Origin of the sequence: Actinacidiphila yeochonensis CN732, from assembly GCF_000745345.1 — a bacterium.
Classification (GTDB): Bacteria; Actinomycetota; Actinomycetes; order Streptomycetales; family Streptomycetaceae; genus Actinacidiphila; species Actinacidiphila yeochonensis.
The window spans coordinates 4,184,329-4,210,310 of sequence record NZ_JQNR01000005.1 but is presented as its reverse complement, the minus strand read 5'-3'; the positions used below and the strand labels follow the sequence as shown (position 1 = coordinate 4,210,310).

At 74.0% G+C, this 25,982-nt stretch carries 19 protein-coding genes and 1 pseudogene; 4 read left to right on the top strand and 16 right to left on the bottom strand.

Annotated features, from left to right (window positions below):
- Positions 1–25: 25 nt before the first annotated feature.
- Positions 26–1,885, bottom strand: a complete 1,860-nt coding sequence (locus BS72_RS29020) for an ABC transporter ATP-binding protein (protein WP_051951798.1) — start codon at positions 1,883–1,885, stop codon at positions 26–28.
- Between the two features lie 123 nt (positions 1,886–2,008).
- Here BS72_RS29020 and BS72_RS29015 point away from each other — a divergent pair, with 123 nt between their 5' ends.
- Positions 2,009–2,491: a MarR family winged helix-turn-helix transcriptional regulator gene (locus BS72_RS29015; protein WP_078901716.1), complete on the top strand. Its 483-nt coding sequence runs from the start codon at positions 2,009–2,011 to the stop codon at positions 2,489–2,491.
- Positions 2,492–2,581: 90 nt separating this feature from the next.
- On the opposite strand, the gene mscL is transcribed toward BS72_RS29015, so the two are convergent.
- Positions 2,582–3,046, bottom strand: a complete 465-nt coding sequence (mscL, locus tag BS72_RS29010) for a large conductance mechanosensitive channel protein MscL (protein WP_051951797.1) — start codon at positions 3,044–3,046, stop codon at positions 2,582–2,584.
- Between the two features lie 386 nt (positions 3,047–3,432).
- Positions 3,433–4,230: a metal-dependent hydrolase gene (locus tag BS72_RS29005; protein WP_037914789.1), complete on the bottom strand. Its 798-nt coding sequence runs from the start codon at positions 4,228–4,230 to the stop codon at positions 3,433–3,435.
- 146 nt (positions 4,231–4,376) lie between these two features.
- On the opposite strand from BS72_RS29005, the gene BS72_RS29000 reads away from it, so the two are divergent.
- On the top strand, positions 4,377–6,890 hold the full coding sequence (locus BS72_RS29000; protein ID WP_037914786.1) for a DEAD/DEAH box helicase: 2,514 nt from the start codon (positions 4,377–4,379) through the stop codon (positions 6,888–6,890).
- Here the strand turns inward: BS72_RS29000 and BS72_RS40085 are convergent.
- The 3 genes from BS72_RS40085 to BS72_RS28985 all read right to left on the bottom strand — a co-directional run bounded on the left by BS72_RS40085 (position 6,797) and on the right by BS72_RS28985 (position 10,182).
- On the bottom strand, positions 6,797–8,734 hold the full coding sequence (locus BS72_RS40085) for a DUF6397 family protein (RefSeq protein ID WP_107498907.1): 1,938 nt from the start codon (positions 8,732–8,734) through the stop codon (positions 6,797–6,799). The genes BS72_RS29000 and BS72_RS40085 overlap by 94 nt on opposite strands.
- Before the next feature lie 546 nt (positions 8,735–9,280).
- Entirely contained in the window at positions 9,281–9,685 is a 405-nt protein-coding gene (locus BS72_RS28990) for a roadblock/LC7 domain-containing protein (RefSeq protein WP_037914782.1), read from the bottom strand.
- 161 nt (positions 9,686–9,846) lie between these two features.
- Positions 9,847–10,182, bottom strand: a complete 336-nt coding sequence (locus BS72_RS28985; RefSeq protein ID WP_037914780.1) for a YnfA family protein — start codon at positions 10,180–10,182, stop codon at positions 9,847–9,849.
- A gap of 941 nt (positions 10,183–11,123) precedes the next feature.
- On the opposite strand from BS72_RS28985, the gene BS72_RS28980 reads away from it, so the two are divergent.
- Complete coding sequence (locus tag BS72_RS28980; protein ID WP_232792562.1) at positions 11,124–12,092, top strand: hypothetical protein; 969 nt, start codon at positions 11,124–11,126, stop codon at positions 12,090–12,092.
- Between the two features lie 47 nt (positions 12,093–12,139).
- Here BS72_RS28980 and BS72_RS28975 read toward each other — a convergent pair whose 3' ends face one another.
- The 9 genes and pseudogenes from BS72_RS28975 to BS72_RS28935 form a co-directional block, all read right to left on the bottom strand.
- Positions 12,140–13,519 carry an FAD-dependent oxidoreductase gene (locus BS72_RS28975; protein WP_037914773.1) on the bottom strand — a complete coding sequence of 460 codons (1,380 nt, stop codon included), beginning with the start codon at positions 13,517–13,519 and terminating at the stop codon, positions 12,140–12,142.
- Positions 13,520–13,526: 7 nt separating this feature from the next.
- Positions 13,527–14,153, bottom strand: a complete 627-nt coding sequence (locus BS72_RS28970) for an NADAR family protein (RefSeq protein ID WP_051951796.1) — start codon at positions 14,151–14,153, stop codon at positions 13,527–13,529.
- Positions 14,154–14,160: 7 nt separating this feature from the next.
- Complete coding sequence (locus BS72_RS28965) at positions 14,161–14,706, bottom strand: MOSC domain-containing protein (protein WP_037914772.1); 546 nt, start codon at positions 14,704–14,706, stop codon at positions 14,161–14,163.
- A gap of 59 nt (positions 14,707–14,765) precedes the next feature.
- On the bottom strand, positions 14,766–14,948 hold the full coding sequence (locus BS72_RS28960; protein WP_037914771.1) for a hypothetical protein: 183 nt from the start codon (positions 14,946–14,948) through the stop codon (positions 14,766–14,768).
- Between the two features lie 164 nt (positions 14,949–15,112).
- Positions 15,113–17,473 carry a Tex family protein gene (locus BS72_RS28955; RefSeq protein ID WP_232792561.1) on the bottom strand — a complete coding sequence of 787 codons (2,361 nt, stop codon included), beginning with the start codon at positions 17,471–17,473 and terminating at the stop codon, positions 15,113–15,115.
- Between the two features lie 176 nt (positions 17,474–17,649).
- Complete coding sequence (locus BS72_RS28950) at positions 17,650–18,171, bottom strand: GNAT family N-acetyltransferase (protein WP_051952063.1); 522 nt, start codon at positions 18,169–18,171, stop codon at positions 17,650–17,652.
- A 370-nt stretch (positions 18,172–18,541) separates the two neighbouring features.
- A complete protein-coding gene (locus BS72_RS28945) occupies positions 18,542–20,716 on the bottom strand; it encodes a 3-hydroxyacyl-CoA dehydrogenase NAD-binding domain-containing protein (protein ID WP_037914770.1) in 2,175 nt (724 codons plus the stop codon).
- Between the two features lie 176 nt (positions 20,717–20,892).
- On the bottom strand, positions 20,893–22,107 hold the full coding sequence (locus tag BS72_RS28940) for an acetyl-CoA C-acetyltransferase (protein WP_037914769.1): 1,215 nt from the start codon (positions 22,105–22,107) through the stop codon (positions 20,893–20,895).
- 51 nt (positions 22,108–22,158) lie between these two features.
- Positions 22,159–23,207 (bottom strand): annotated as a pseudogene (locus BS72_RS28935) (CaiB/BaiF CoA transferase family protein).
- 454 nt (positions 23,208–23,661) lie between these two features.
- Here BS72_RS28935 and BS72_RS28930 point away from each other — a divergent pair.
- Complete coding sequence (locus BS72_RS28930; protein WP_037918122.1) at positions 23,662–24,102, top strand: nitroreductase family deazaflavin-dependent oxidoreductase; 441 nt, start codon at positions 23,662–23,664, stop codon at positions 24,100–24,102.
- Between the two features lie 200 nt (positions 24,103–24,302).
- Here the strand turns inward: BS72_RS28930 and BS72_RS28925 are convergent, their stop codons facing one another.
- Entirely contained in the window at positions 24,303–25,733 is a 1,431-nt protein-coding gene (locus BS72_RS28925) for a hypothetical protein (RefSeq protein ID WP_232792559.1), read from the bottom strand.
- Positions 25,734–25,982: the final 249 nt, after the last annotated feature.

The window sequence follows — 25,982 nt, the reverse complement described above, 5'->3', positions numbered from 1 at the left end:
GCGCGGGACGGCGGGGCTTGGCGGGTCAGCCGGCCGGGCTCAGCGGGGCCGTGGTGGAGCCGTCGGGAACGGCGGAGTCGGCCAGGTCCGTGTCGCGGCGGATGAGCGCGGCGTAGCGCCCGTCCCGCGCGAGGAGTTCCTCGTGGGTGCCGCGTTCGACGACGCGGCCGTCGTCGAGGACGACGATCTGGTCGGCGTCGCGGATCGTGGACAGGCGGTGCGCGATGGTGATGGTGGTCCGGCCGGCCGAGAGCGTGTCGATGGCGTCCTGGACGGCGGCCTCCGTGCGGGTGTCCAGCGCGCTGGTGGCCTCGTCGAGGATGAGGACCGGCGGGTCGCGCAGGATGGTGCGGGCGATGGCCAGCCGCTGCTTCTCGCCGCCGGAGAAGCGGTAGCCGCGCTCGCCGACGAGGGTGTCGTAGCCGTCGGGCAGGCTCGCGATGTGGTCGTGGATCTGGGCGGCTCGTGCGGCTGCCCGGATCTCCTCGTCGGTGGCGTCCGGCTTGGCGAAGCGCAGGTTCTCCGCCACCGAGGCGTGGAAGAGGTACGTCTCCTGCGAGACCACGCCGACGGACTCGGCGAGGGTGCCGAAGCTGAGGTCGCGCACGTCGACGCCGTCGAGGGTGACGCGTCCGCCGGTCACGTCGTACAGGCGGGGCACCAGGTAGCTGAGCGTGCTCTTGCCCGAGCCGGTGGCGCCGACCACGGCGAGGCTCCCGCCCGCGGGCAGCGTGAGGTCGATGCCGCGCAGTGTGGGCTCGGCGTCGGGGTCGTAGGAGAAGTCGACGCCCTCGAAGCCGATGGCGCCGCGCACCTTCTCGATACGCACCGGGTCGGGGCGCTCGGTGATGTCCACGGGCAGGTCGAGGTACTCGAAGATCCGCTGGAAGAGCGCGAGCGAGGTCTGCACCTGCACGCCGGTGGCCAGCAGAGAGACGGTGGGGCGGAACATGCCCTGCTGGAGGGAGACGAACGCCACCAGGGTGCCGATGGAGATCGACGATCCGCCGTGGCCGCCGTGGCCGCCCGTCAGGCCCGCGGCCCAGTACAGCAGCGCGGGCATCGCCGACATGACGATGCCGATGACGGCCATCCGCCAGCGGCCCTGCATGTTGGAGCGGACCTCCAGCTCCACCAGGTTCTCGGACTCCGTCGCGAAGTCGCGGGTGAGGGAGTCGGAGCGGCCCATGGTGCGGCCGAGCAGGATGCCGCTGACCGACAGGGACTCGGTGACGATGGCGGACATCGAGGCCATCTGCCGCTGCCGCTCGGTGGTGATCTTCTTCCGTTCCCGGCCGACCTTGCGGGCGACCCAGACGAAGACGGGCAGGAGCACCAGGGAGACGATCGTCAGCCGCCAGTCCAGTGCCGCCATGGCGACGACGGCGGCGATGACCGCGGTGAGGTTGGAGACCAGCGAGGTGGCGGTGGAGGTGACGGTCGCCTGCATGCCGCCGATGTCGTTGGCGATGCGGGACTGGACCTCGCCGGTGCGGGTGCGGGTGAAGAAGGCCAGCGACATGCGCTGGAGCCGCTCGTAGACGGCTGTGCGCAGGTCGTGCATGACGCGCTGGCCGACGGTGGTCGAGATCAGGGTCTGCAGAACGCCGAAGACGCCGTTGGCGACGGCGGTGGCGATCATGCCGAGCGCGAGCAGTGCGAGCAGCCCGGTGCGGCCCTGCGGGATCGCGGTGTCGAGGATCGCCCGCAGCAGGAACGGCGAGGCGACGGAGACCAGGGAGGACAGGCCGACCAGCACGCCGACCACGACGAGACGGCCGCGGTAGGGGCGGAAGAGACGCGTGATGCGGCGCACGTCGGCGCGCTCGCCGTCCGTCCGCTTGGGCGGTGTCCAGCGGTTGACGAGTTCGTTCTCGGGGCGCAATGGGCTCCTCGGGGATGGGGGTGGGCAGGGTGCGGGGCGGGCAGGGTACGGAGGGTCGCAAAGCGAGTGTAGGTCATTGTTACCTATGCTCACAATGAACATCATCCTGATAGGCTTTATGCCATGGACGCCCGTACCGCCGCCGCGCTCACCGCGGCCCCCGACGAGGCCGGCGCGATCACCGCACGCCTCGCCGACCAGCTGCTCGGGGTGAGCAGGAGGCTGGGCCGCGCCCAGCGGCGGCTGATGGAGCCGCTCGGCATCACCCCCGCGCAGGCCCGGCTGCTGCGGACGATCAGCCACTGCGAGGAGCCGCCCCGGATGGCCGACCTGGCGCAACGGCTGGAAGTGGTGCCCCGCGCGGTGACCACCCTGGTCGACGGCTTGGAGGAACGGGGCCTGGCCCGGCGGGTGCCGGACCCGGACAACCGGCGCGTGGTGCGCGTGGAGCTGTGCGAGGAGGGGCGGGCGGCGCTGTCGGCGCTACGGACCGCCCGGCGCGAGGCCGCGGCCGATCTGCTCGCCCCTCTCGACACGGAACAGCGCGCCCAGCTCTCGGAGCTGCTGGACGCGCTGCACGGGGCCTGCACCCCTTCCGGGGCCTGAACCCTTCCCTGGTTCTTTCCTGCGTTCTTCCCTGATTCTTCCCTGGCCTTTCCTGCCGGGTCGCCCGTCCTGGCCCGACCCGGGGGCGGCTCAGCCCTCGCGGGACTTCGTGAGCTCGGGCCCGCCGGGGCCGCCCTGGGCCACGACGGCGACGGTGGGTGTGATCACCGCGGTGCAGGCGCTGCACCGCCTGGCGGCGGCCGGGATCGCGGTCAGGCACTCGGGGCACTCGCGCATCGGCGCCGTGGATGCCTTGGGGAAGAACCGCTCCTGCATGCGGTTCATCGGCAGGACGACCAGGAAGTAGATGACTGCGGCAACGATGACGAAACTGATGGTCGCGTCGATGAACACCCCGTAGGGGAAGGTCACCCCCGACGCGTGGAACGCCTTGTCGCTGAAGTTGCCGGTGGCGCCGCTGATCATGCCCACGATGGGGGTCAGGAACGCCTTGACAAAGCCGTTCACCAGGGCGGTGAAGGCCGCGCCGACGACGATACCGACGGCGAGGTCGACGACGTTGCCGCGCAGCAGGAATGCGCGAAAGCCCTTCATGGAAACCCCTCTGCGACAGGAACATGTACCGGGCCGGACACGGTCTGTGGCCACGGCCCGCTCTCGGAGACCAGACAGTGTGCCGTCTCGGGCCGCGGCAGGGCCAATCCGGCAACGCGGCGTTCGATTCGTCCGCACACGCGGACGAGCGCCCCGGGTCTCGGATGGGCGCCGGACAGGAGCAGCCGTGTGCCCGGCCGGCCGTACTCCGCGAGCAGGCGGTGGCATCGGGCCGGAGCCGCGCGGGAAGCGCTCCGGGTGGCGGGGGCCTTCCCGGGCCCGCACGACCGCCGGGCAGACCAAACCGGCGGCATCCGGGAACAGGCCCAGCGGACCCCGGGCAGGAGGGACCTGTCGCGGACCGGCCGGAAAGGCCGGTCGCGGCACTAACTGAACAGGCCCAGCGCACCCAGCGCGCTCGCACCGCCGACCACGAAGAACACCGGGGTGAGCACCTTGACCTCCACCCAGCTGCCGGCCCGGAAGCGCATGAACTTCGGCGGCCCCACCGGATACCAGCGCTTGCGGCCGACCGGTATGGGCCACAGGATCGGGCACCCGGAGACGGTGATCGCGTCACCCAGGCAGTGCATCAGAGCGCCGAGCACGATCGGCATGCCGATCCAGGCGTAGTGCATACCGGCGTCGTGGAACAGCCACGCCTTGCCGTTGCCCGGGTCGTCCAGCACGCCGGCGAGCAGCCAGGCGCTGGTGGCTCCCAGCAGCCAGACGAGGACGTCGCTGGAGACCCTCGCCTGCCGCCACAGCAGGCCCTCCACCGCGAGCACCATGTGCACGAAGAGGATGGCCAGCACCGCCCACCGTCCGCCGTAGACCGCCAGGGCCGAGCTGCCGACCCCGATCAGCGCCGCCCAGGCCCAGGTGTGGGTGAGGGTGCGGTGGCCACCGGACCGACCGGCGGGATCACCCTTCTTCCGGGTGGTCCGGTAAGCGGCGTGGGAGAGGTCGTCGATGACCTTGCAGGCGAACCGGGACAGCGGTCCGAAGGCCCGGGAGATCGTGGCCGCCGGGTGGTCCAGGTCGGGGGCGAGCGCCGCCCCCGCACAGATGAGGGCCCCGACCACGAGGGTGGGCCAGGGCATCGGGTCGCCGAGCCCGGCGGCCACAGCCCCGACGGCCATCCACGCCGTCGCGCCCGACAATGAGTGCGCTGGTCCCATCATGGCGGTGCGGTACCCCCGATTCGGCCGCCTGACGGCGGAGTTGACGTGATGTCGACGCTGTGTGTCGCGGCCACACCCTACCGGGCATGATCACCGCCTCCTCCGCCGGTTCCGCGCCGGAGCGCCGCTACGGGCAAGATGGAGGGGTGACCCTTATCGATCAGCTGCCTTCCGACGCCGACCCCGACGCCCTCTTCGAAGCCTTCTCGGGCTGGGCCGAGAGCCAGGGCATCTCGCTCTACCCGGCCCAGGAGGAGGCGCTGATCGAGGTCGTCTCCGGCGCGAACGTGATCCTCTCCACCCCTACCGGCTCGGGGAAGAGCCTGGTGGCCGCCGGCGCCCACTTCGCCGCGCTGGCCCGGGACGAGGTCACCTTCTACACCGCGCCGATCAAGGCCCTGGTCTCGGAGAAGTTCTTCGACCTGTGCAAGCTCTTCGGGACCGAGAACGTCGGCATGCTCACGGGGGACGCCTCCGTGAACCCCGACGCGCCGGTCATCTGCTGCACCGCCGAGGTGCTCGCCTCGATCGCGCTGCGCGACGGCAGGGACGCCGACGTCGGCCAGGTCGTGATGGACGAGTTCCACTTCTACGCGGAGGCGGATCGCGGCTGGGCCTGGCAGATCCCGCTGCTGGAGCTGCCGCAGGCGCAGTTCCTGCTGATGTCGGCGACGCTCGGCGACATGTCGCGCTTCGAGGCGGACCTGACGCGGCGCACCGGGCGGCCCACCGCGGTGGTGCGCTCCGCCACCCGGCCCGTACCGCTGAGCTACGAGTACCGTACGACGCCGCTCACCGAGACGCTGACCGAACTGCTGGAGACCCGGCAGTCCCCGGTGTACATCGTGCACTTCACGCAGGCGGCCGCGGTGGAACGGGCACAGGCGCTGATGAGCATCAACATGTGCACCCGCGCGGAGAAGGACGCCATCGCCGAGCTCATCGGCAACTTCCGGTTCACCACCGCCTTCGGCCGCAACCTGTCGCGCTACGTGCGGCACGGCATCGGCGTGCACCACGCCGGAATGCTGCCGAAGTACCGACGGCTGGTGGAGAAGCTGGCCCAGGCGGGCCTGCTGAAGGTGATCTGCGGCACCGACACCCTCGGGGTGGGCGTCAACGTCCCCATCCGCACCGTCCTGTTCACCGCCCTGACCAAGTACGACGGCCAGCGGGTGCGGGTGCTGCGGGCCCGGGAGTTCCACCAGATCGCCGGCCGGGCCGGGCGGGCGGGCTTCGACACTGCGGGGCTGGTGGTGGCGCAGGCGCCCGAGCACGTCGTCGAGAACGAGCGGGCCCTGGCGAAGGCCGGCGACGACCCCAAGAAGCGCCGCAAGGTCGTCCGCAAGAAGGCGCCCGACGGTTTCATCAGCTGGGGACAGAACACCTTCGAGAAGTTGATCGCCTCCGAGCCCGAACCGCTGACATCGCGTTTCAGGGTCACCCACGCGATGCTGCTCTCGGTGATCGCACGGCCGGGGAACGCCTTCGAGGCGATGCGCCGGCTGCTGGAGGACAACCACGAGGACCGCCGCTCCCAGCTGCGGCACATCCGCCGGGCCATCGCGATCTACCGCTCGCTGCTGGACGGCGGTGTGGTGGAGCGCCTGGACCAGCCGGACGCCGAGGGCCGGATCGTCCGGCTGACGGTGGACCTCCAGCAGGACTTCGCGCTCAACCAGCCCCTCTCCACCTTCGCGCTGGCCGCCTTCGACCTGCTCGACCCCGAATCGCCCTCCTACGCCCTCGACATGGTCTCCGTCGTCGAGTCCACCCTCGACGACCCGCGGCAGATCCTCGCCGCCCAGCAGAACAAGGCGCGCGGCGAGGCCGTGGCGGAGATGAAGGCGGAGGGGGTCGAGTACGAGGAGCGGATGGAGCGGCTCCAGGAGGTCTCCCACCCCAAGCCGCTGGAGGAGCTGCTCCTGCACGCCTACGGCGTCTACCGCAAGAGCCACCCGTGGGTCGGCGACCACCCGCTGTCGCCGAAGTCCGTCGTTCGCGACATGTACGAGCGGGCGATGACCTTCTCGGAGTTCGTCTCCTTCTACGAGCTGGCCCGCACCGAGGGCATCGTGCTGCGCTACCTGGCCGGTGCCTACAAGGCGCTGGAGCACACCGTGCCGGACGACCTGAAGTCCGAGGACTTCCAGGACCTCACCGCCTGGCTCGGCGAGCTCGTCCGCCAGGTCGACTCCAGCCTGCTCGACGAGTGGGAGCAGTTGGCCAACCCCGAGGACGAGAGCGCCGAGCAGGCCGCCGAACGGGCCGACCAGGTCAAGCCGGTGACCGCCAACGCCCGTGCCTTCCGGGTACTGGTACGCAACGCGCTCTTCCGTCGTGTGGAGTTGGCGGCGCTGGAGAAGTACGAGGAGCTGGGCGATCTGGACGCCGACGCCGGCTGGGACGCCGACGCCTGGGGCGACGCGATGGACGCCTACTGGGACGAGTACGACGACCTGGGCACCGGACCCGACGCGCGCGGGCCGAAGCTGCTGCGGATCGAGGAGGAGCCGCGCGAGGGCCGCTGGCGGGTGCGGCAGACCTTCGCGGACCCCGAAGGCGATCACGGCTGGGGCATTTCTGCTGAGGTGGACCTCGCCGCCTCCGACGAGGAGGGACGGGCGGTCCTGCGGATCACTGCCGTGGGCGAGCTCTGACTGCTGTGGGCCGGCCGGCCAGGCCGGCCGGCCCACAACGGGACGCCGACCGCCCGGCCGCCTTCTGCCGGCTCCGGCCCCGCTGCCGGGTGCTGCGGGGGGTTGGGGCGTGCGGGCGGGAACGACAACCCCTGCCGCCGGCCGGCCGGCGGCCTCAGGCCCCCCCGGTTGCGGCGCAGCAGCCGCAGCAGCGCTCCTGGTCCACCGCCCGGCCTGGCGTGTCGGCCGCCAGGGGCTTTCGTCGGCCGTGCGGAAGCCCGGGCCCGCTCCGGGCCCGCGGTCCTGGCCGAGCGGCTCACGGTCTCCGGCGCCGCGTGTCCCGGGATCGCGGGCGGGTCGGCGAGGCAGGTGATCGCCCCTGCGTCCGCAGGATCTGCGGGGACTGCGGGAACTGCGGGGTCTGCGGGGGCCGATCCGCGCGGCCACTCGCCCGCCGGCCCTTGGGCGAGGCGGCGGAGCACGGCTTCCGTGGTTCCAGGCCGCGCTGGGCGCACCAGGTGACCGGCGGGCGGCGGCGCGCTCGGGAGCAAGGACTCCCCACCCCCGGAGGCACCGTGCGAAGCCGCCCCCGGCCGCCAGGTGGCAGGGGCAGGGACAGGTGCCGACCGAGCCGCTGCGAGAGAAGCGGCCGAGACCGGCGGCAGCGGACGCGGCAGCACGGCCTTCTCGGCGGGCACCCGTACGAGGGCGGACGGCCCGGACAGGCGGTCGGACCCGGTGGCGGGGCCTGGAAGCGGTGGCGGCGCCGTGCCCCGGGCGACGGACTCAACACCGGGGCGGACGTGGCCGAACCGCTCGGCCGGTGCGGACTCCTGGACCGTGGCGCCGGATACCGCGGCGGACCGCTGGAACCCGGCGCCCGGGACTGCGGCCGGTGCCGGGACCGCCGTCTCGGAGGCGGTGGCGGCCCTCACCGGCGGGTCCGGCCGCACAGCCGGAGCCGGTGGCCGGGCGAGGTCTGCGGCCCGCGGCGGAGTCGGAAGCGAGACGAGCGGCGTCGGAGGCGAGGCCGCCTGCGAGGCCGGGGCCACGGGCAAACGCAGCAGGGAGGTCCCGTGCGTCACGACCGGATCGGTGGACAGGACATGCGAACGGTCCCCGCCCGTACCAGGCGCCGCGGCCGCTGCCGGAGCCGGGCGCTCGGAGCGGGCCCGGCCCAGGGCATCGGCCAGCGCCAGCAGGGCGAGCGCGATCTCGTCCGGATGGTCTGCCTGGGTCACCTCCCTCACCAGCTCGGGAGGCGCCACCCCCGGCCGGCCCGGCGGCAGCGCCGGACGCAGCCGCCGCAGGTAGGCACGTTCAGCGGCATCCGGCACGGCCGCTGCTGCCATCTGCGGGCCGAGGAGCGCCGACCAGACAGCGGCCTCGTCCCACGCGTCAGCGGCGTCGCGGACCAGTTGGGCGGCGCGACGGGCACGCCAGCCGCGGGCCCGCTCATCCTGGCCCGCGGCGACGGCTTCGCGCAGCCACAGCGGCAGCGGGCCCCGCAACAGCGACGGGCTCCGCTCGGCGAAGGCGGGCAGTTCACAGGCCGCGTACAGCCACACCAGCGCCTGGTAGCGGTTGACGTACCAGCGGACGGGGCGGATGAAGCCCGCGCGGGCCAGCCTGAAGAACCGCTCCGGTCCCACACCGAGCAGCCGCGCCGCCTCGGTGCTGCCAACGAGCCGGGTTCTGCTCAGCAGCGGCGCGGGGTGGTCCGGCTCGGCGCGCAGCCGCGCCACCTCCGTCGCGCGTACCCGCCAGGTACGGGGTCCGCAGGGCACCAGAGGTACTTCACCGAGCTGCACCGCGGTGTCGAAGGCGCGGGAGTCGAGGCCGAGTACCTGCCGGGCCTCGCTCATGCCGAGCAGTCCCCCGCCCCTGGCGCTCCCGGCACCCCCGGCACCTCCAGTACCCCCGACACTCCCTGAACCCCCGGAACCCCCGGAACCTGCCGCATGCCGGACGCCCCCATCGGCACACGGCGCCGGGGCACCCGGTGGGGCCGCCGGGCCGGGTAGCGCAACCCGCCTTTCCCGGGACGACGGCCGCTGAAGCGGCTCCCCCGGCGGCGCCGCACCGCTGGCCCCCGGGAACATCACACGCCCGTCCGGCGCCCCCGCCCCGTCCGCGCGTGCTCCCAGCCGTCGCCTTCGCGATGCCGCACCCACCGAATCGGCCGGCAGGGCGATCCGCCCGGCCGTCTGCTGCCGGGTGGGCCGGCTCTCCTGGTCCTGCGTCCGCTCCTGCCGCTCGGGCATCCCCTGTTGAGTACACATGTCCGATCGCTCCTCGCGTCGTTCGCTCAACGTCAGCGCTCATCACCGACGGTCACGAATCTAACGCGCGGCGCGGACACGCGTCCGAGCCCCTGTGGATAACTCTTTCGGTTCCGAGAAAACCGCAGTTCAGACGGGTGTTATGCCGGTCTGGCGGGCTGCGACCCCGAGGTGTTCGCCGACTCGGCGGACCAGCCGCGTCATCTCGTACGCGATCTGCCCGATGTCCGCGTCCGTTCCGCTGAGCACGGACAGGCAGCTCCCGTCCCCGGCAGCGGTGACGAAGAGGTACCCGTCGTCGAACTCGACCATGGTCTGCCGCACTTCGCCTACCTCGAAGCGCCGGCCGGCCCCCGCGGCCAGGCTGTGGAACCCGGAGGACACCGCCGCAAGATGCTCCGCCTTCCCGCGGTCCAGGTCTCCGCTGGCACCCGTGACCAGGCCGTCGCTGGACAGCACCAGCGCGTGCCGCACATGCGGTACCCGCTGGGTCATATCGTCGAGCAGCCACGCGAGTCCGTTGCTCGTCGCCATGGCCGACCTCCCCTCTCCGCTACGGTACGCAGCCTGGTACGACGGGCCCGCAACAGCAACCCCCTTCTGGGGCAGGGCCGCCCGCGCCGCCGGCCCGTCCGCGACTTCCCCATGGTCGCGGGGGCGAGGCGGGCCGCCTGCCGCGGCAGGAACGGCCGGAATCAGCCGCCGCGCGGCGCGTACATGATGATCCCGACACCGGCCAGGCACACCACGGCCCCGAGCACGTCGAACCGGTCGGGCCGGTAACCGTCGAGCACCATGCCCCAGACCAGCGATCCCGCGACGAAGACCCCGCCGTAGGCGGCGAGGATGCGGCCGAAGTCGGCGCTCGGCTGGAGGGTGGCGACGAACCCGTAAAGCCCGAGGGAGACGACACCCGCACCGATCCAGCCGAATCCGCGATGCTCCCGCAGGCCCTGCCAGATCAGCCAGGCGCCGCCGATCTCCAGGACGGCGGCGAGCAGGAAGAGGCCGACCGAGCGCAGCGTGATCATGCCACCATGATGCACGGCGGAAATCCTCGGCGGCTCCGAGGATCGGCGCCGGCCTGGCGGACGGGCTCCGGCCCCGGCGCCCCTGGACCCTCACCGGGCGGGACGGCGGCCCCGGGTACGAGGCGCGCGACCCGGACAGCGTCCGGGAGTTCTTCCCGGCAGGCGCGGCCGGGTGGGAGCGTGGGGTTCCCCCGACGGCGGGCCCCTGCCCGCGCCTGCGGCCGCGAGCAACCGGCCGCCCGGCACGGACGCACTCCGAGCCCCGCCGGCATCCGGGACTCAGCCGCAGGTGGGCAGGGTGCCGGCGGCCAACGGCTGGGAACTCCGGCTACTCGACGGCTTGGCGGCGCCCCGTCCGGCGCCGACGGTCAGGAGGCACCGCTCCGGCTGCGCCCCGCCGGAGCCCGGTGATCTCCGCCGGGAGACGGAACGCCCCGCTTGCCGGAGGACAGTCGCTTCTCTCCGGAGCGGGGCAGGCCGGCGCCACCGCGCGCGGCACCCCCGCTGCGGCCGCACGGGCGAGCCGCGAGCGGCCCCCGCGCGGCGTGCGAGGCCGGTAGCCCGGCCCGTCGTCGCAGCACGCGCACGCCCGGTGGAAGGCCAGCTCTACGGCGAGCAGGGCGGAGACGGCACGCCGGGCCGGGACATCGCGTCGGCGCGGCTCGGCGAACTGCGGACCGGCGTCGACCGAGGAGCCTCCGCCCCTGCGGGTGGCGTGCTCGCGCCGGATGCCGGGCTCCGTCTTCCGGGAGACACGGCACGACGGGCAGACGAAGTGGGCGCGCCAACGGGCGACATGCCCCGCATCCGAGGCGGGCGCCTCTCCCACCCGTCTGCGGAAACGTCACCGGACTCTCGCGATTTCGGCACGCCACGCCCCCTCGACTCGGACGTTACCCGCTGGTTAGGGTGCGGCGGACCGGGGGAGAGGGAGGAACGGAATGGGTCAGGACACACCGGAGCGCCCGTCGGCGGCCCCGCCGGACGCAGCGGCCCCTCCTGGCGCCGAGGTTCTGGACGAGGGCGAGTTGCTGGTGCTCACCGCGGCGACACTCACTCCCGGCCGCTATCCGGCGGTGCTGGGGGACGACTACCCGGCGGCCTGTGCGGAGTTGGGCCTTGCGGCGCTGCCGACCGGCTACGGGCTGGTGTTCGGCCAGGACAGGGCCGGGGCGCGGTGGACGGTGGCCACCACCGACGCGGCGATGGTCGCCTGCGCCCTGGCTGCCTGGGACTGCGGCCTGCCGTACGACCTGTCGCCGGACGAGGACACCATGATCGCCTCCCTGCCGGGCTGGCCGCTGCCCCTCGCCGTCGCCGCGCCCGGTGTGCCGGAGCCGCATGATCCGGGCGAGGAGGCCGACGCCGGCCCCGTCCTGGCACCGCCCGACGTGTCGGTGTGGGGTCCGGCGCAGCGGCGGCAGGGCGCCGACGAGATCGCGATGCGCTGGCGGAAGTGGCGAGACGCCTTCGACGCGGTGGACGGCGCGGGAGCGCCCCCGGCCGGGACCGGCCCGGACAGCGCCGGCGGTGGCCGGTCGTCCGGCGAGGCCGCCGCTCCTTCGGACGGTCCGGACTCGGACAGCCCGGCACCGGACGCAGCCGACGCGGCCGCGGCGGACGGCGGCCCGGTGCCCGGCGCCGCGCCCGGCGTCTCGCATCCCGGGGTGCGGGCCGTCCTCGCCGCCGCCGAGGAGTACGTGCGGACCCCGCCTCCGCCCGGGCGGGTGCGGACCGCCTACGGGACGGTACGGGCCGACGGCCCTGGCTGGAGTCTCGTCGGCCGGGCCGACGATGTCGCCTTCGTCCTCCTCGACGACGCACCGGGCGAGGTCCTGCCGGTCGGCCGGGGCCCGTCCCTGCCGAGGCTGTTGGGGGCGCTGGGCGGTCTTGTAGCCGCGGCGCCCTGAGCGCCGGCGGGCCCACACGCGCGGAACGCCCGGCCTGGTCGGCCCGCTCAGTCGCCCCGAGGTCCTGCCGCGACGGCGTCGACGGCCTTGCGGGCGGCGACCTGCACCGGGTCCCACACGGTGGCGAACGGCGGCGCGTAGCCGAGATCGAGGCCGGCGACCTGCTCGGCGGTCATCCGCGCGGTGAGGGCTACGGCGACGGGGTCCACCCGTTTGGCGGCACCCTCACCGCCCACGACCTGCATACCCAGCAGCCGCCCGGTGCCGTGCTCGGCGAGCATCTTCACCGTCATCGTGGCGGCGCCCGGATAGTAGGAGGCCCGGTTGGATGACTCCACACGGACGGCGGCGAAGTCCAGTCCGGCGGCCCGTGCCTGGGACTCGTTCAGCCCGGTCCGGCCGATCTCCACGTCGCAGACCTTGCTCACCGCGGTGCCGACCACGCCCGGGAACTCCGCCTCGCCGCCGCCGATGTTGATCCCGATCACCCGGCCGTGCTTGTTGGCGTGGGTGCCCAGGGCGATGTGCTGGAAGGCGCCGGAGACCAGGTTCCGGACCTCCACGCAGTCCCCGCCGGCCCAGACGCGTTCGGCGCCGCGCACCCGCATCGACGGTTCGGTGAGGAGTCCGCCCTGCTTTCCGAGCGGTAGCCCCGCGTCCCGGGCGAGGCCGGTCGCCGGACGCACGCCCAGGCCGAGCACCACCAGGTCGGCGGGGTACTCGGCGTCGTCGGTGGCCACGGCGCGCACCCGGCCGGCCCCGTCGGTGCGGATCTCCCGGACCGGGGCGTCGCAGACGACGGCCACGCCCAGGTTCTCCATGGCCTCCCGCACCGCTCTCCCCATGTCCGGGTCGAGGGTGTCCATGGGCTGCGGCCCGCGTTCGACGAGGGTGGTCTCCAGGCCCCGGCGGAGCATCGCCTCGGCCATCTCCACGCCGATGTAGCCACCGCCGACGACCACGGCTCGGCGCACTCCGCCGCGCTCCAGGCCGCGGAGCACCGCTTCCCCGTCGTCGAGGGTCTGCACGCCGTAGACGCCCTCGGCGCCGATACCGGGAAGCGGTGGGCGCACCGGGGTGGCGCCCGTGGCGAGCACCAGGTGGTCGTAGGAGGTCCAGCTCTCGCGGCCGTCGGGCTCGCGGGCCAGGAGCCGCCCCCGTTCGAGGTCGAGCGCGGTCACCTCGGTGCCCAGGCGCACGTCGATGCCGTGGGAACGGTGGTCGTCCACGCTGCGCGCGACCAGGGCGCCGGGCCCGCCGGTGACGCCGCCGACCCAGTAGGGGATGCCGCAGGCACTGTAGGAGACGTGCCGTCCCCTCTCGAACGCGATGATCTCCAGATTCTCGGGCGACCGCCGCCTGCGCACCTGGGAGGCGGCGGACATGCCGGTGGCGTCGCCGCCGACGACGACCACGCGCTCCTTCATGCCGCGGTCACTCGGCCGCCCCGGCCGTGTCCTCCGCGGCAAGGCGTTCGCGTGCCTCCATCAGGGCGAAGCCGAGCAGGTTCAGGCCGCGCCAGGAGCGGGGGTTGGCGGCCCGCTCGTCGTCGGCCGCCAGGCCGATGCCCCAGACCCGGTCCAGCGGGCTGGCCTCCACCAGCACCCTGCGCCGGGTGCCCGCAAGGAACGCCCGCAGGTCGGGATGGGCGCGGAACTTGTGGACGCTGCCCTGGACGACGAGGGCATAGCGCTCCCGGCACCAGATCTCCTCGTCGAAGCCGCGTACGGCGCGGCCGACGGACTTGGCCGCCTTGGGGTGGGGCGCCGCCAGAGCGCGCTCCTCGGCGTCGGTGTCACCGAAGAGGCGGGCCTTGCCGGCCATCATCCAGTGCTCCGCCGTGGCATGGGCGACGCCGTCGACCGTGAAGGGGGACGGCCACCACTGGCTCAGGCACCCGGTGCCCACCGAGCCGTCGCGCTGCGGACGGTGGCCCCAGAAGTACAGGTACTTCGCGCTGCCCTTGGCGTCGAGGTGGGCGACGAGGGCGTCGACGCACCGGACTGCCCCGGCCGGGCGCGCCGCGTCACCTGGTACGCCGATCGCGTGTGCGGTCGTCATCGGACCTTCAGACCTTTTCCAGCGGACGGTGCGGGCCGGCGGGCAGTTCCACGACTACGGGGTCGCCCGGCTTCACCGTCCCGCCGGCCACGACGACACCCATAACGCCTGCCCTGCGGACGACGCCGCCGTCGGCGTCGTGCCCGACGACCTGCTTGAGGAGGCCGCTGCGGAATGCCTCGATCTGGCGGCAGGGGTTGCGCAGGCCGGTGATCTCCACGACGGCCTCACCGCCGATCCGCAGCAGGGTGCCGGTGGGCAGGGAGTGCAGGTCCAGGCCGCGCGTGGTGATGTTCTCGCCGAGTTCGCCGGGCCCCACCTCGTACCCGCTCGCGCTCAGCTCCTCGAAGAGCTCGGCGCGCATCAGGTGGACCTGGCGCAGGTTGGGCTGGGTGGGGTCCCGCCTGACCCGGGACCGGTGCTGGACGGTGGTGCCGAGGTGGGCGTCGCCCTCGACACCGAGGCCGGCCAGCAGGCGGATGCGGCTGCGCACGGGCTTGCTGAACCGGTGGTCCCCGTCCCGGCTGACCGCGACGACGGTACCGCTGTCCATGGGATCCCCCTCGGTCGGACGCCCTGCCTGGCAACCGACCCTACGCTGGAGCGTCCAGGTCAGCGACCGATTTGCCGGCGGGAGATCCGGCGCAGGCGGCGCCGCTGGGACGAGTCCAGGCTGAAGTAGGCCACCGCCGGGACGCCCAGGACGATCAGGACCGACAGCCACCAGGGAATCCACAGCAGCAGGATCAGCCCCACCGCCACGCCGCCGACGGCGACCTTTCCACGACTGGTCATGCTCCCCGCCTCCGTTCCGCGGCGGTACGCGCCGCGTCCTCGCCTCTGCTACCTGTGAACGCTCGGCGGGGGAGTCCGGTTCCCGGCTCCCGCCGTGCCGCTGGGGGGGTGGGACGCCCCGGTCTACGGCGTCCCGCCCCCGCGGCGGCTGGACGGAGCGGAGCTCAGCGGCCCCCGGTCAGGCCCGCGCGGCGCAACGCGTCGGCCATCGCCCCGCCGGGGGCGGGCTGATCCGATCCGCGCCGCTGGCCGCCCTGACCGCCGCCCTGGCCGCCCTGACCGCCGCGTCCGCCCTGGCGGGGCGGGTTTCCCCCCTGCCGAGGCGGATTGCCGCGGCCGGCCCCGCCGCCGCGCTGCGACCGGGCCTCGTCCTCCAGGCGGAGTGTCAGCGAGATCCGCTTGCGCGGGAGGTCGACGTCGAGCACCTTGACGCGGACGATGTCACCCGGCTTGACGACCTCGCGCGGGTCGGAGACGTACGCGTCGGACAGCGCGGAGACGTGGACGAGGCCGTCCTGGTGGACACCGACGTCCACGAAGGCGCCGAACGCCGCCACGTTGGTGACCACGCCCTCCAGGATCATCCCCGGGCGGAGGTCGGTCATCGCCTCGACGCCCTCCTTGAAGGCGGCGGTCCTGAAGGCCGGGCGCGGGTCCCGGCCGGGCTTCTCCAGCTCGGCGAGGATGTCGGTGACCGTGGGCAGGCCGAAGGAGTCGTCGACGAACTCCTTCGGGCGCAGACCGCGCAGGACCGCGGTGTTGCCGATCAGCGAGGGGATGTCGGTCTGCGCGCTGGCGCTGATCCGCCGCACCACCGGGTAGGACTCCGGGTGCACGCTGGAGGCGTCCAGCGGGTCCTCGCCGCCCTGGATGCGCAGGAAGCCGGCGCACTGCTCGTACGCCTTGGGACCCAGCCGGGCGACGTCCTTGAGCTGCCTGCGGGTGCGGAACGGCCCGTTGGCGTCGCGGTGCGAGACGATGTTCGCGGCCAGGCCCTCGGTGACGCCCGAGACCCGGCGCAGCAGCGGCACCGAGGCGGTGTTGACGTCGACGCCGACGCCGTTGACGCAGTCCTCCACGACGGCGTCCAGGGAGCGCGACAGCTTCGCCTCGGAAAGGTCGTGCTGGTACTGGCCCACGCCGATGGAGCGCGGGTCGATCTTCACCAGCTCGGCCAGCGGGTCCTGGAGGCGGCGGGCGATGGACACGGCCCCGCGCAGGGAGACGTCCATGTCGGGCAGTTCGGCCGAGGCGTACGCGGAGGCCGAGTAGACGGAGGCGCCGGCCTCGGAGACCACGGCCTTGGTGAGCTTGAGCTCGGGGTGGTTCCTGATCAGCTCGCCGGCGAGCTTGTCGGTCTCCCGGGAGGCGGTGCCGTTGCCGATGGCGATGAGATCCACCTGGTGAGCCGCGGCCAGGCGCGCCAGGGTGGCCAGGGACTCGTCCCAGCGGTTGCGGGGGACGTGCGGGTAGATGGTGTCGGTGGCGACGACCTTGCCGGTGCCGTCGACGACCGCGACCTTGACGCCGGTGCGCAGACCGGGGTCGAGCCCCATGGTGGCGCGGGTGCCGGCGGGCGCGGCGAGCAGCAGGTCCCGCAGGTTGGCCGCGAAGACCCGAACCGCCTCGTCCTCGGCGTTCTGCCGCAGTTGGACGCGCAGGTCGATGCCGAGCCGGACGAGGAAGCGGGTGCGCCAGGCCCAGCGGACGGTGTCGGCGAGCCACTGGTCGCCGGGCCGGCCGCGGTCGGCGACGCCGAAGCGCTGGGCGATGCGCCGCTCGTAGCTGGTGGGGCCGTCGGTGGGCTCCTCGGGCTCCAGGGTGAGGTCGAGGACCTCCTCCTTCTCGCCGCGGAGCATGGCCAGCACCCGGTGGGAGGGCAGCTTGGTGAAGGGCTCGGCGAAGTCGAAGTAGTCGGAGAACTTCGCGCCCTGCTCCTCCTTGCCCTCACGGACCTTGGCGACCAGCCGGCCGCGCTGCCACATGCGCTCGCGCAGCTCGCCCACCAGGTCGGCGTCCTCCGAGAAGCGCTCGGTGAGGACGGCTCGGGCCCCGTCGAGGGCGGCGGACGCGTCGGCCACGCCCTTGTCCGCGTCGACGTAGCGCGCGGCCTCCGCCTGCGGGTCGACGCCGGGGTCGGCCAGCAGCGCGTCGGCGAGGGGCTCAAGGCCCGCCTCACGGGCGATCTGCGCCTTGGTACGGCGCTTGGGCTTGTAGGGCAGGTAGATGTCCTCCAGGCGTGCCTTGGAGTCGGCGGCCTCGATCTGGGCGCGCAGCGCGTCGTCCAGCTTGCCCTGCGCCTCGATGGACTCCAGGACGGCCGCCCGGCGCTCGTCGAGCTCCCGCAGGTAGCGCAGGCGCTCCTCCAGGGCACGCAGCTGGGCGTCGTCCAGCGCGCCGGTGGCCTCCTTGCGGTAGCGGGCGACGAACGGGACGGTGGCTCCGCCGTCCAGCAGGTCGACGGCCGCCCTGACCTGTCCTTCGCGTACGCCGAGTTCCTCGGCGATCCTGGCTTCGACCGACACGTTGCCGCTGATGATCTCGCTCCTAAGCTCGCCCGCCGCGCGGAGGGGGCCCGTTCGCGGGCCCGCCGTCTGGCGGCTGTCCGCCGTTCGTCTGCATCGTAGAGGAGGCGGCGGCCGGGTACGGGAAGGCGGGCTCCCCGGACGGCACGGCGGCGTGGCGCGGCTGCGGCGCTGGGTCAGGTACGGCTCAGCGGCTTCTCGAACCAGTGGTCGGCGTAGGGGCTGCGGTTGAAGGCCGCCACCTCCTGGTAGCCGAGCCGGGCGTACAGGGCACGGGCCTCCACCAGGTCGCGGCGGGTGTCCAGCCGCATACGCGAGGCGCCGAACGCCTCCCGGGCCAGCTCCTCGGCAGCGGCCACCAGTACCGAGGCGACGCCGCGGCGACGGGCCTCGGGGGCGACGTAGACGCGGGTGAGTTCGACGGTGGCGCCGCTCACCGCGCGCACCCCCGCGCAGCCGACAGGGATGCCGTCGAGCCGGGCGACGGTGAACTCGCCGGTGGGGCGGGTCAGGTCGTCGCTGGGCTCCTCGGCGAGCACCGCGGAGACCTCGGCGTCGTCGGTGGGCCGGCCGTGGTACCGGCTGACCAACTCGGTGTAGTAGCGCCGCAGGAGGGCCTGCGACTCCGGGGCGGCCACGGGGTGGGGCCGCACGCTCAGGGGCGCCCGCAGGCCGGGGTCTGCTGTCACGCCGGGCATCCTGGCAGCGCCGCCCGGGCGTGCGCATCCTCTTATCGGCGCTTCGTCGACGCGTCATCGGCGCTCATCGACGCTTCGTCGGCGCTTCGTCGGCGCTGGCAGCGCTTGGACGGCTCCCTGGCCCCGCCGGCGCGGCCGCCGCTTGTCTCCGTCCTGCTGACGGCTTTTCAGCGTGCGTCGGCGAAGGTGGTGAGGCGTGGGGCGGAGACCGCCGGCGGGGAGCCCGCGGCGGGGTGCGCCCCGCCGGCCGCTGGTAGGCCGGCGGGTGGCCCTTTCGGGTGTGCCGCCGGCCGCTGACCTCGGGGACCGGGTGGGCGGTAAGGACCGGACCGTCTGGAAAGCGGTCCTTACGCCGGAGGCGCGTGGCCGCTCAGTCGGTGAAGGGCTCGCCGCACGCGGCCTTCCGCTCCAACAGCGCGGGCGGGCTGAACCGTTCGCCGTAGGCGGCGGCGAGCTCGCGGGCCCGCGCGAGGAAGCCGGCCGGACCGCCCTCGTACCCGTTGACGTACTGGAGGACGCCACCGGTCCAGGCCGGGAAGCCGATGCCCAGCAGGGAGCCGATGTTGGCGTCGGCGACGGAGGTCAGCACGCCCTCCTCCAGCAGCCGCACCGTTTCCAGCGCCTCGGCGAAGAGCATGCGTTCGCGCAGGTCGCGGAAGGGCACGGCGCTCTCGGCGCCGGGGCGGCCGAAATGCTCGGCGAGTCCCGGCCACAGCCGGGTCCTGTGACCGTCCTCGTACTCGTAGAAGCCGGCTTCGCCGCTGCGTCCGGGGCGCTTGAACTCGTCGACCATGCGGTCCACGACCTCGTCGGCGGGGTGGGGCCGCCAGGTGCCGCCGGCGGCTTCGACGGCGGCGCGCGCCTCGGCCCTGATCCGGCGCGGCAGGGTGAGGGTGAGCTCGTCGACGAGGGAGAGCACCTTGGCCGGGTAGCCGGCCTGGGCGGCGGCCTGCTCGACGGACGCTGCGGGGACGCCCTCGCCGACCATGGCGATGCCCTCGTTGATGAACTGGCCGATCACCCGGGAGGTGAAGAAGCCCCGGGAGTCGTTGACCACGATGGGCGTCTTGCGGATCTGCCGCACCAGGTCGAAGGCGCGGGCCAGTGCCTCGTCGCCGGTGGCGCGGCCGCGGATGATCTCCACCAGCGGCATGCGGTCCACGGGCGAGAAGAAGTGCAGGCCGACGAAGTCGGCCTGGCGCCCGACGCCTTCGGCGAGGGCGGTGATGGGCAGGGTCGAGGTGTTGGAGCACAGCAGGGCGTCGGGCGCCACGGCGCCCTCGGCCTCCTGGAATACCTTGTGTTTGAGGGCGGCGTCCTCGAAGACGGCCTCGATGACGGTGTCGCAGCCGGCCAGGTCCGCGGGGTCGGCGGTGGGGGTGATCCTGCTGAGCAGGGCGTCGCGCTTCTCGGGGGTGGTGCGGCCTTTGGCCAGGGCCTTGTCGAGCAGGGCGGCGGAGTGGGCCTTGCCTCGTTCGGCGGCCTCCGGGGTGACGTCCTTGAGGACGACCTGAAGACCGGCCCGGGCGCAGGAGTAGGCGATGCCGGCGCCCATCATGCCGGCTCCCAGGACGGCCACCTTGGCGGCCTTGCGGACGGGAACGTCCTTGGGGCGGCTCGCGCCGGAGTTGACCGCCTGCATGTCGAAGAAGAACGCCTGCGTCATGTTCGTGGCGGTCTGGCCGCAGGCGGTCTCGGCGAAGTAGCGCGCCTCGATGGTGGAGGCCGTGTCGATGTCGACCTGGGAACTCTCCACCGCGGCGGCCAGGATGTTGCGGGGTGCCGGGTAGGGGGCGCCGGCCAGCTGCTTGCTGAGGTTGGCGGGGAAGGCCGGCAGGTTCGCGGCGAGGGCGGGGCTCCTGGGGGTGCCGCCGGGGATCTTGTAGCCGGGTTCGTCCCAGGGCTGGCGGGCTTCGGGGTTGGCGTCGACGAACGCGCGGGCCCGGGTGAGCAGCTCGTCGCGGTCGGCGGCGGTCTCGTGGACCAGGCCGGCCTCCAGGGCGTGCGGGGCGTCGTACTGGCGGCCCTGGAGCAGCACCTTGAGGAGGGCGTCGGCGATGCCGAGGAGGCGGACGGTGCGCACGACCCCACCGCCGCCGGGGAGCAGGCCGAGGGTCACCTCCGGGCAGCCGATCCGGGTGCCGGGCGTGTCCAGGGCCACGCGGTGGTGGCAGGCGAGGGCGATCTCGAAGCCGCCGCCCAGCGCGGCGCCGTTGATGGCGGCCACGACGGGCCTGCCGAGGGTCTCCAGGCGGCGCAGTGCGCGCTTGACGCGCAGCGAGTCGGTGAAGACCTGCTCGGCGGTCTCCGGGGTGGCGCGCACCAGGTCGCGCAGGTCGCCGCCGGCGAAGAAGGTCTTCTTGGCCGATGTGACGATCACACCGCGGATACTGTCGCGTTCGGCCTCCAGGCGGTCGACGACGGCGTCGAGGGAGGTGATGAAGGCCGCGTTCATCGTGTTGGCGGACTGGGAAGGGTCGTCCAGGACGAGGGTGACGACGCCGTCGTCGTCCTGCTCCCAGCGGATGGTGGTGGGCTCGCTCATGGGGTGGGTGCTCCGTCGGGTCCGGTGCGGGGGCGTGGGCGGGGCTGGGGCATGATGCGCGGCGGGTGTCGGGTGGCGAGAGGGCGACCGGGCCGTTCAGGGCCGCGAAGGGCCGTCAAGAGCCGTCAGCGGTGGTCGCGGCCGTCGTGGGCCCGTCGTGGGCGGTCCTGAGGGCGTCAGAGGCGTTCGACGACGGTGGCCACACCCATGCCGCCGCCCACGCACAGGGTGGCGAGGCCGTAGCGCTGGTCGCGGCGCTCCAGTTCGTCGACGAGGGTGCCCAGGAGCATCGCCCCGGTTGCGCCCAGCGGGTGCCCCATGGCGATGGCGCCGCCGTTGACGTTGACCTTGTCCAGACTGACGCCCAGGTCGGAGGCGAAGCGCAGCACCACCGCGGCGAACGCCTCGTTCATCTCGATGAGGTCCAGGTCCTCGACCCCCAGGCCGGCTTTGGCCAGTGCCTTGCGGGAGGCGGGCGCGGGCCCGGTCAGCATGATGGTCGGCTCGGAGCCGGAGACGGCGGCGGAGACGATGCGGGCACGCGGGGTCAGGCCGTTGCGCTCGCCGGCCTCCTTGCTGCCGATGACGACGAGGGCGGCGCCGTCGACGATGCCCGAGGAGTTGCCGGCGTGGTGGACGTGGTCGATCCGCTCGACCCAGTGGTACTTCTGCAGCGCGACGGCGTCGAACCCGCCGGCCTCGCCGACCGCCGCGAAGGACGGCTTGAGGGCGGCCAGGGACTCCGCGGTGGTCCCGGGGCGCATGTGCTCGTCGCGGTCGAGGACGGTCAGGCCGTTGCGGTCGGCCACGGGGACCACGGAGCGGTCGAAGCGGCCCTCCTTCCACGCCTCGGCGGCGCGCTCCTGGGACATGGCCGCGTAGGAGTCGACGTCGCGGCGGGTCCAGCCGCCGAGCGTCGCGATCAGGTCGGCGCCGATGCCCTGGGGGACGAAGCCGGTCTCGAAGGAGGTCATCGGGTCCATGGCCCAGGCGCCGCCGTCCGAGCCCATGGCGACCCTGGACATCGACTCGACCCCGCCGGCCAGGACGAGGTCCTCCCAACCGGAGCGGATCTTGGCGGCGGCCAGGTTGACCGCTTCCAGGCCGGAGGCGCAGAAGCGGTTCTCCTGGACGCCGGCGACCGTGTCGGGCAGCCCCGCGGCGATGGCGGCGACGCGGGCGATGTCGGAGCCCTGGTCGCCGATCGGGCTGACGACGCCGAGGACGATGTCGTCGATCTCGGCGGGGTCCAGGCCGGGGAAGCGCCGCCGGACCTCGTGGATGAGGCCCACGACGAGGTCGATCGGCTTGGTGCCGTGCAGGCTTCCGTTCGGCTTGCCGCGCCCGCGGGGGGTGCGGATGGCGTCGTAGACGTAGGCTTCGGTGCTCACGTCGGGCCTTTCGGTGAGGTGGGCGGGCGGTGCGGGCGCGGTGCACGACCGTCAGTCCGCGGTCGGGACCAGCGCGGGGGCGTCCCAGTCGCGGGCGACCTCCGCGGTGTTCGCGCCGGGAAGGGCGGGCGGGCGGCGCAGGGCCGTCGGGGTGGCGGAGAAGCGCGGCGCGGGCGCCGGCTGGACCGCACCCGCGTACGAGGTGAGCGTGCCTCGGGCAGCCAGGTGGGCATGGCCAGGGGCTTCGCCGAGGTCGAGCACGGGCGCCACGCAGGCGTCCCCGCCCTCGAAGACGGCCGTCCACTCCTCGCGCGTGCGGGTGCGGAAGCGGTCGGCTATCCGGTCGCGCAGCCGCGGCCAGCTGTCCGGGTCGTCGCGCAGTCCGGCCTCCTTGGAGGTCAGCCCGAGGCGGTCGCAGAACTCGCCGTAGAAGCGCTCCTCCAGGGCCCCGACGGCCATGTGGCCGCCGTCCTGCGTGGCGTAGACGCCGTAGAACGGGGCGCCGCCGTCCAGCAGGTTGGCGCCGCGCCGGTCCTGCCAGGCGCCGGCGGCGCGCATGCCGTGGAGGAAGGCGGTCAGGTGGGCGGTGCCGTCCACGACGGCCGCGTCCACGACTTGGCCGACGCCGTGGGCGCGGGCGTGGTGAAGGGCGGCGAGCACCCCGGAGACCAGGTAGAGGGCGCCGCCGGCGTAGTCGCCGAGCAGGTTCGCCGGCGCGGTGGGCGCGCCGTCGGGCGGCCCGGAGAGGGCCAGCGCTCCGGTGACGGCGATGTAGGCGATGTCGTGGCCCGCGCGGGGGCCAGCGGGCCGTCCTGGCCCCAGCCGGTCATCCGGCCGTAGACCAGACGGGGGTTGCGCGCCAGGCAGGGCTCCGGGCCGACGCCGAGGCGTTCGGCGGTGCCGGGGCGCCAGCCCTCGACGAGGATGTCCGCGCGTGCCGCCAGGGCGAGCACGGCGGCGGCGCCTCCGGGGGACTTGAGGTCGACCAGCACGGAGCGCTTGTTGCGGTTGGTGACGTCGTGGGCCGGATCGATGCCCAGTCCCTGGCCCCCGGGACGGTCGACCCGGACCACGTCGGCGCCCAGGTCGGCGAGGAGCATGGCGGCGAAGGGTCCGGGACCGATGCCGGCCAGTTCGAGGACACGGACACCTGCCAGCGGGCCGGCCGGAGGGCCGGGCTCCGGTTTCGACGGTTCTGACGTCACCTTCGCGATGCTAGGAACGGGTTCCCCTCTTGGCAAGGTCCGACTGAGCGCTCGCTCAGCGGGTCGGAGGGGGGCGGCCCCGTACCCGTGCGTCGTGCCCTCCCGGCACGATCCACTCCGCCTGGCGCCCCCGTGGCCGCGCATGGGCCGCCCCCGCGGGCGCGGTGCCGGAAACCGGCATGACACCTCGCTGACAGGCGGCTCCGGCCGGTCTCGGCGCTAGTGTGGCGTTGCGCCCCGGTGCGGCGGCGGTGCGGGACTCCCGCCGGGCCGTCCGTGCCGGGAGCGTCCTGCGCGGTACCGCGCGGTACCGCGCCGAACGAACCGACTCCCTATGGAGGCTTCCGCGATGAGCGCGTACGACCCTGCCGCCGTACAGATCAGCCCCACGCCGTGGGTGGCCGAACAGGCCAAGAAGTACGAGGAGTCAGACGGCACCGAGGGGACGGACCTCAACGGCTCGCCCTGCCTGCTGCTGGACTACCAGGGACGCCGCAGCGGCACGTGGCGCCGCACCGTGCTCATCTACGGCCGTGACGGCGACGGCTACCTGATCGTCGCCTCCAAGGGCGGTTCGGACAGCCACCCGGTGTGGTTCCTCAGCCTCCAGGAGAACCCCGAGGTGCATCTGCGGGTCGGCGGCGAGCGGTTCACCGCGCGCGCCGAGGTGCTGCCCGTCAGCGAGAAGGCCCGGGTGTGGCCGCACCTTGTGGAGGTGTACCAGCCCTACGAGGAGTACCAGCAGAAGACGGACCGGGAGATCCCCGTGGTGCGGCTGACCCGCGTCTGACGCGCGACCGGCCGGCCGCGCCCCGGGGACACCTGGCCACAGGGGCCCGAGGCAGCAGTGGTAAGGGGCGTCAGCCAGGAGCCGCGGCCCTTACGCGGCACAGGTCCTTCACCCCCTTGGCCATGTGCCCTTGGCCGTCGTCGTCAGTCCTGCCGCGCAGAGGCCGTGACGGACCGCCGGGCAGCCGGCCGTCAGCGGTCTCAGCGCTCCGGGGCCAGCAGCGGGGCCAGAGGCTCCAGGACACCGGTCAGGTGCGGGGAGCCGCAGTTGGCCGAGAGCCGGAAGGCCTCGCGGGCCAGTGAGCGGGCGCCGTCCGGGTCGCCGGTGAGCGCGCGGGCGCGGGCGGCGCGGGCGGCGTACAGGGCTCGGTCGCGGATGCGAGCGGGGTCGCAGACGGCCAGGCCGAGCTCCAGCAGCGGACGCGCCTCAGCGGCGAGACCGAGGTCCAGCAGTGCCAGCCCGCGCTGGACGGCGAGTTCACCCGCGTCCAGCCCGGAGAGCCAGGGCGGCGGGGGCTCGCCCCCGGCCGTCGCCAGGCGCCGCTCCGCCTCGGCCGCGGCCCGCCGGAAGGCACCCTCGGCACCCAGCGCGGCGTGCGCGCGGCCCAGCCGGCTCGCCGCCAGCGCCATGACCGCCGGCGGGCCGCCGCCCGCGGCGCGGACCGCCGCCTCGCCGGCGGCGAGGGCGTCGCGGGCGCGTCCGGTGGTGACGGCGTCGAGGCAGACCACGCTCCACAGGGCGACGGCGAGGTCCCGGTCGCCGCAGGCGTGCGCGAGCCGAAGCCCCGTCAGGCAGTAGTCCCGGGTGGCGGCGTGGCGCCCCGCGTCGGCGGCTGCCCGACCGCCGAGTTGGGCGAGGCCGGCCGCGATGCGCAGCAGGCCCCGCTCCGCGGAGCGGCCCGGCGGGCACTGGCCGAGCAGGTCGGCGATCACCCGCAGGTCGGCGTCGACACGGTGCAGTACCGACTCGCCGCCGAAGCTGTGGGCCAGGTGCCGCAGACCGGCCGCGCCGGACTCCAGCCACTCCAGGACCGCGGCGTCCACGACTCCGGGCGCCCCCGCCTGCGCGGGCACCCGCGGGTCGGCGCCGGGGGCGGGGCAGGTCCGTTCCCGGGACGCCGGCGCGACGGCGGGCCGCTGCCCGCGCGCGGGATCACCGCCGGAGGGGTCCGCCGCGGGCTGACAGCCCTGCGCGCGGCTGGGCCGCGGGGCCGCGTCCCACTCGGCTATCGCGTCGCGCAGCGTCTCGTCCTCGATGTCGGCAGCGGCGGAGGGCTCCGCGGCGCTGCCCTCCAGGAGGGCCGAGAGGGCCGCGCGGGCGCCATCGGCGGTCCAGGGCAGCCCGTCCGGCATGCGGCCGCGGGCGGGCAGCCAGCGCGGCCAGGGGCGCAGTTCCAGCTCACGGAAGGGGATGTCCAGGGCGCGGGCCAGGGCCCGCTGGCTGTCGGCCTCGGGTACCACTCCCCAGTGCTCCCAGCGCCACACCTTCTCCCGGCGCGCCGCCATGGGCACGCCCAGCGCACGGGCGTGCTCGGCGATGACCCGGGCGAGGTCCTGGTAGCTCCACCCGTGAGCGCGCCGCACCTCGCCCAGTGGGTGGGGCCAGGCAGCGGACGGTCTGTCACGTGCCACGTTTCGCTCGTCCATTCCCCCGGTCCCCACTGCGTCCGCCGTCCGCGCGCCGCGGCTGCGCGGTGTGCGCCGCGGCGCGCTCAGCCACTCGGAATCAGGCACGATCAGCCACTCGGATATCAAAGGTCCGGCCTCGCGCGCCAACCGGACCGGCACTGGCGGCAGGGGTCCCCCGACAGGGAGCGGCGCTCCCAAACCCCGGCAACAATACGGGACTACAGGGAGACAACGAGTGCGCACTTGTCCCGA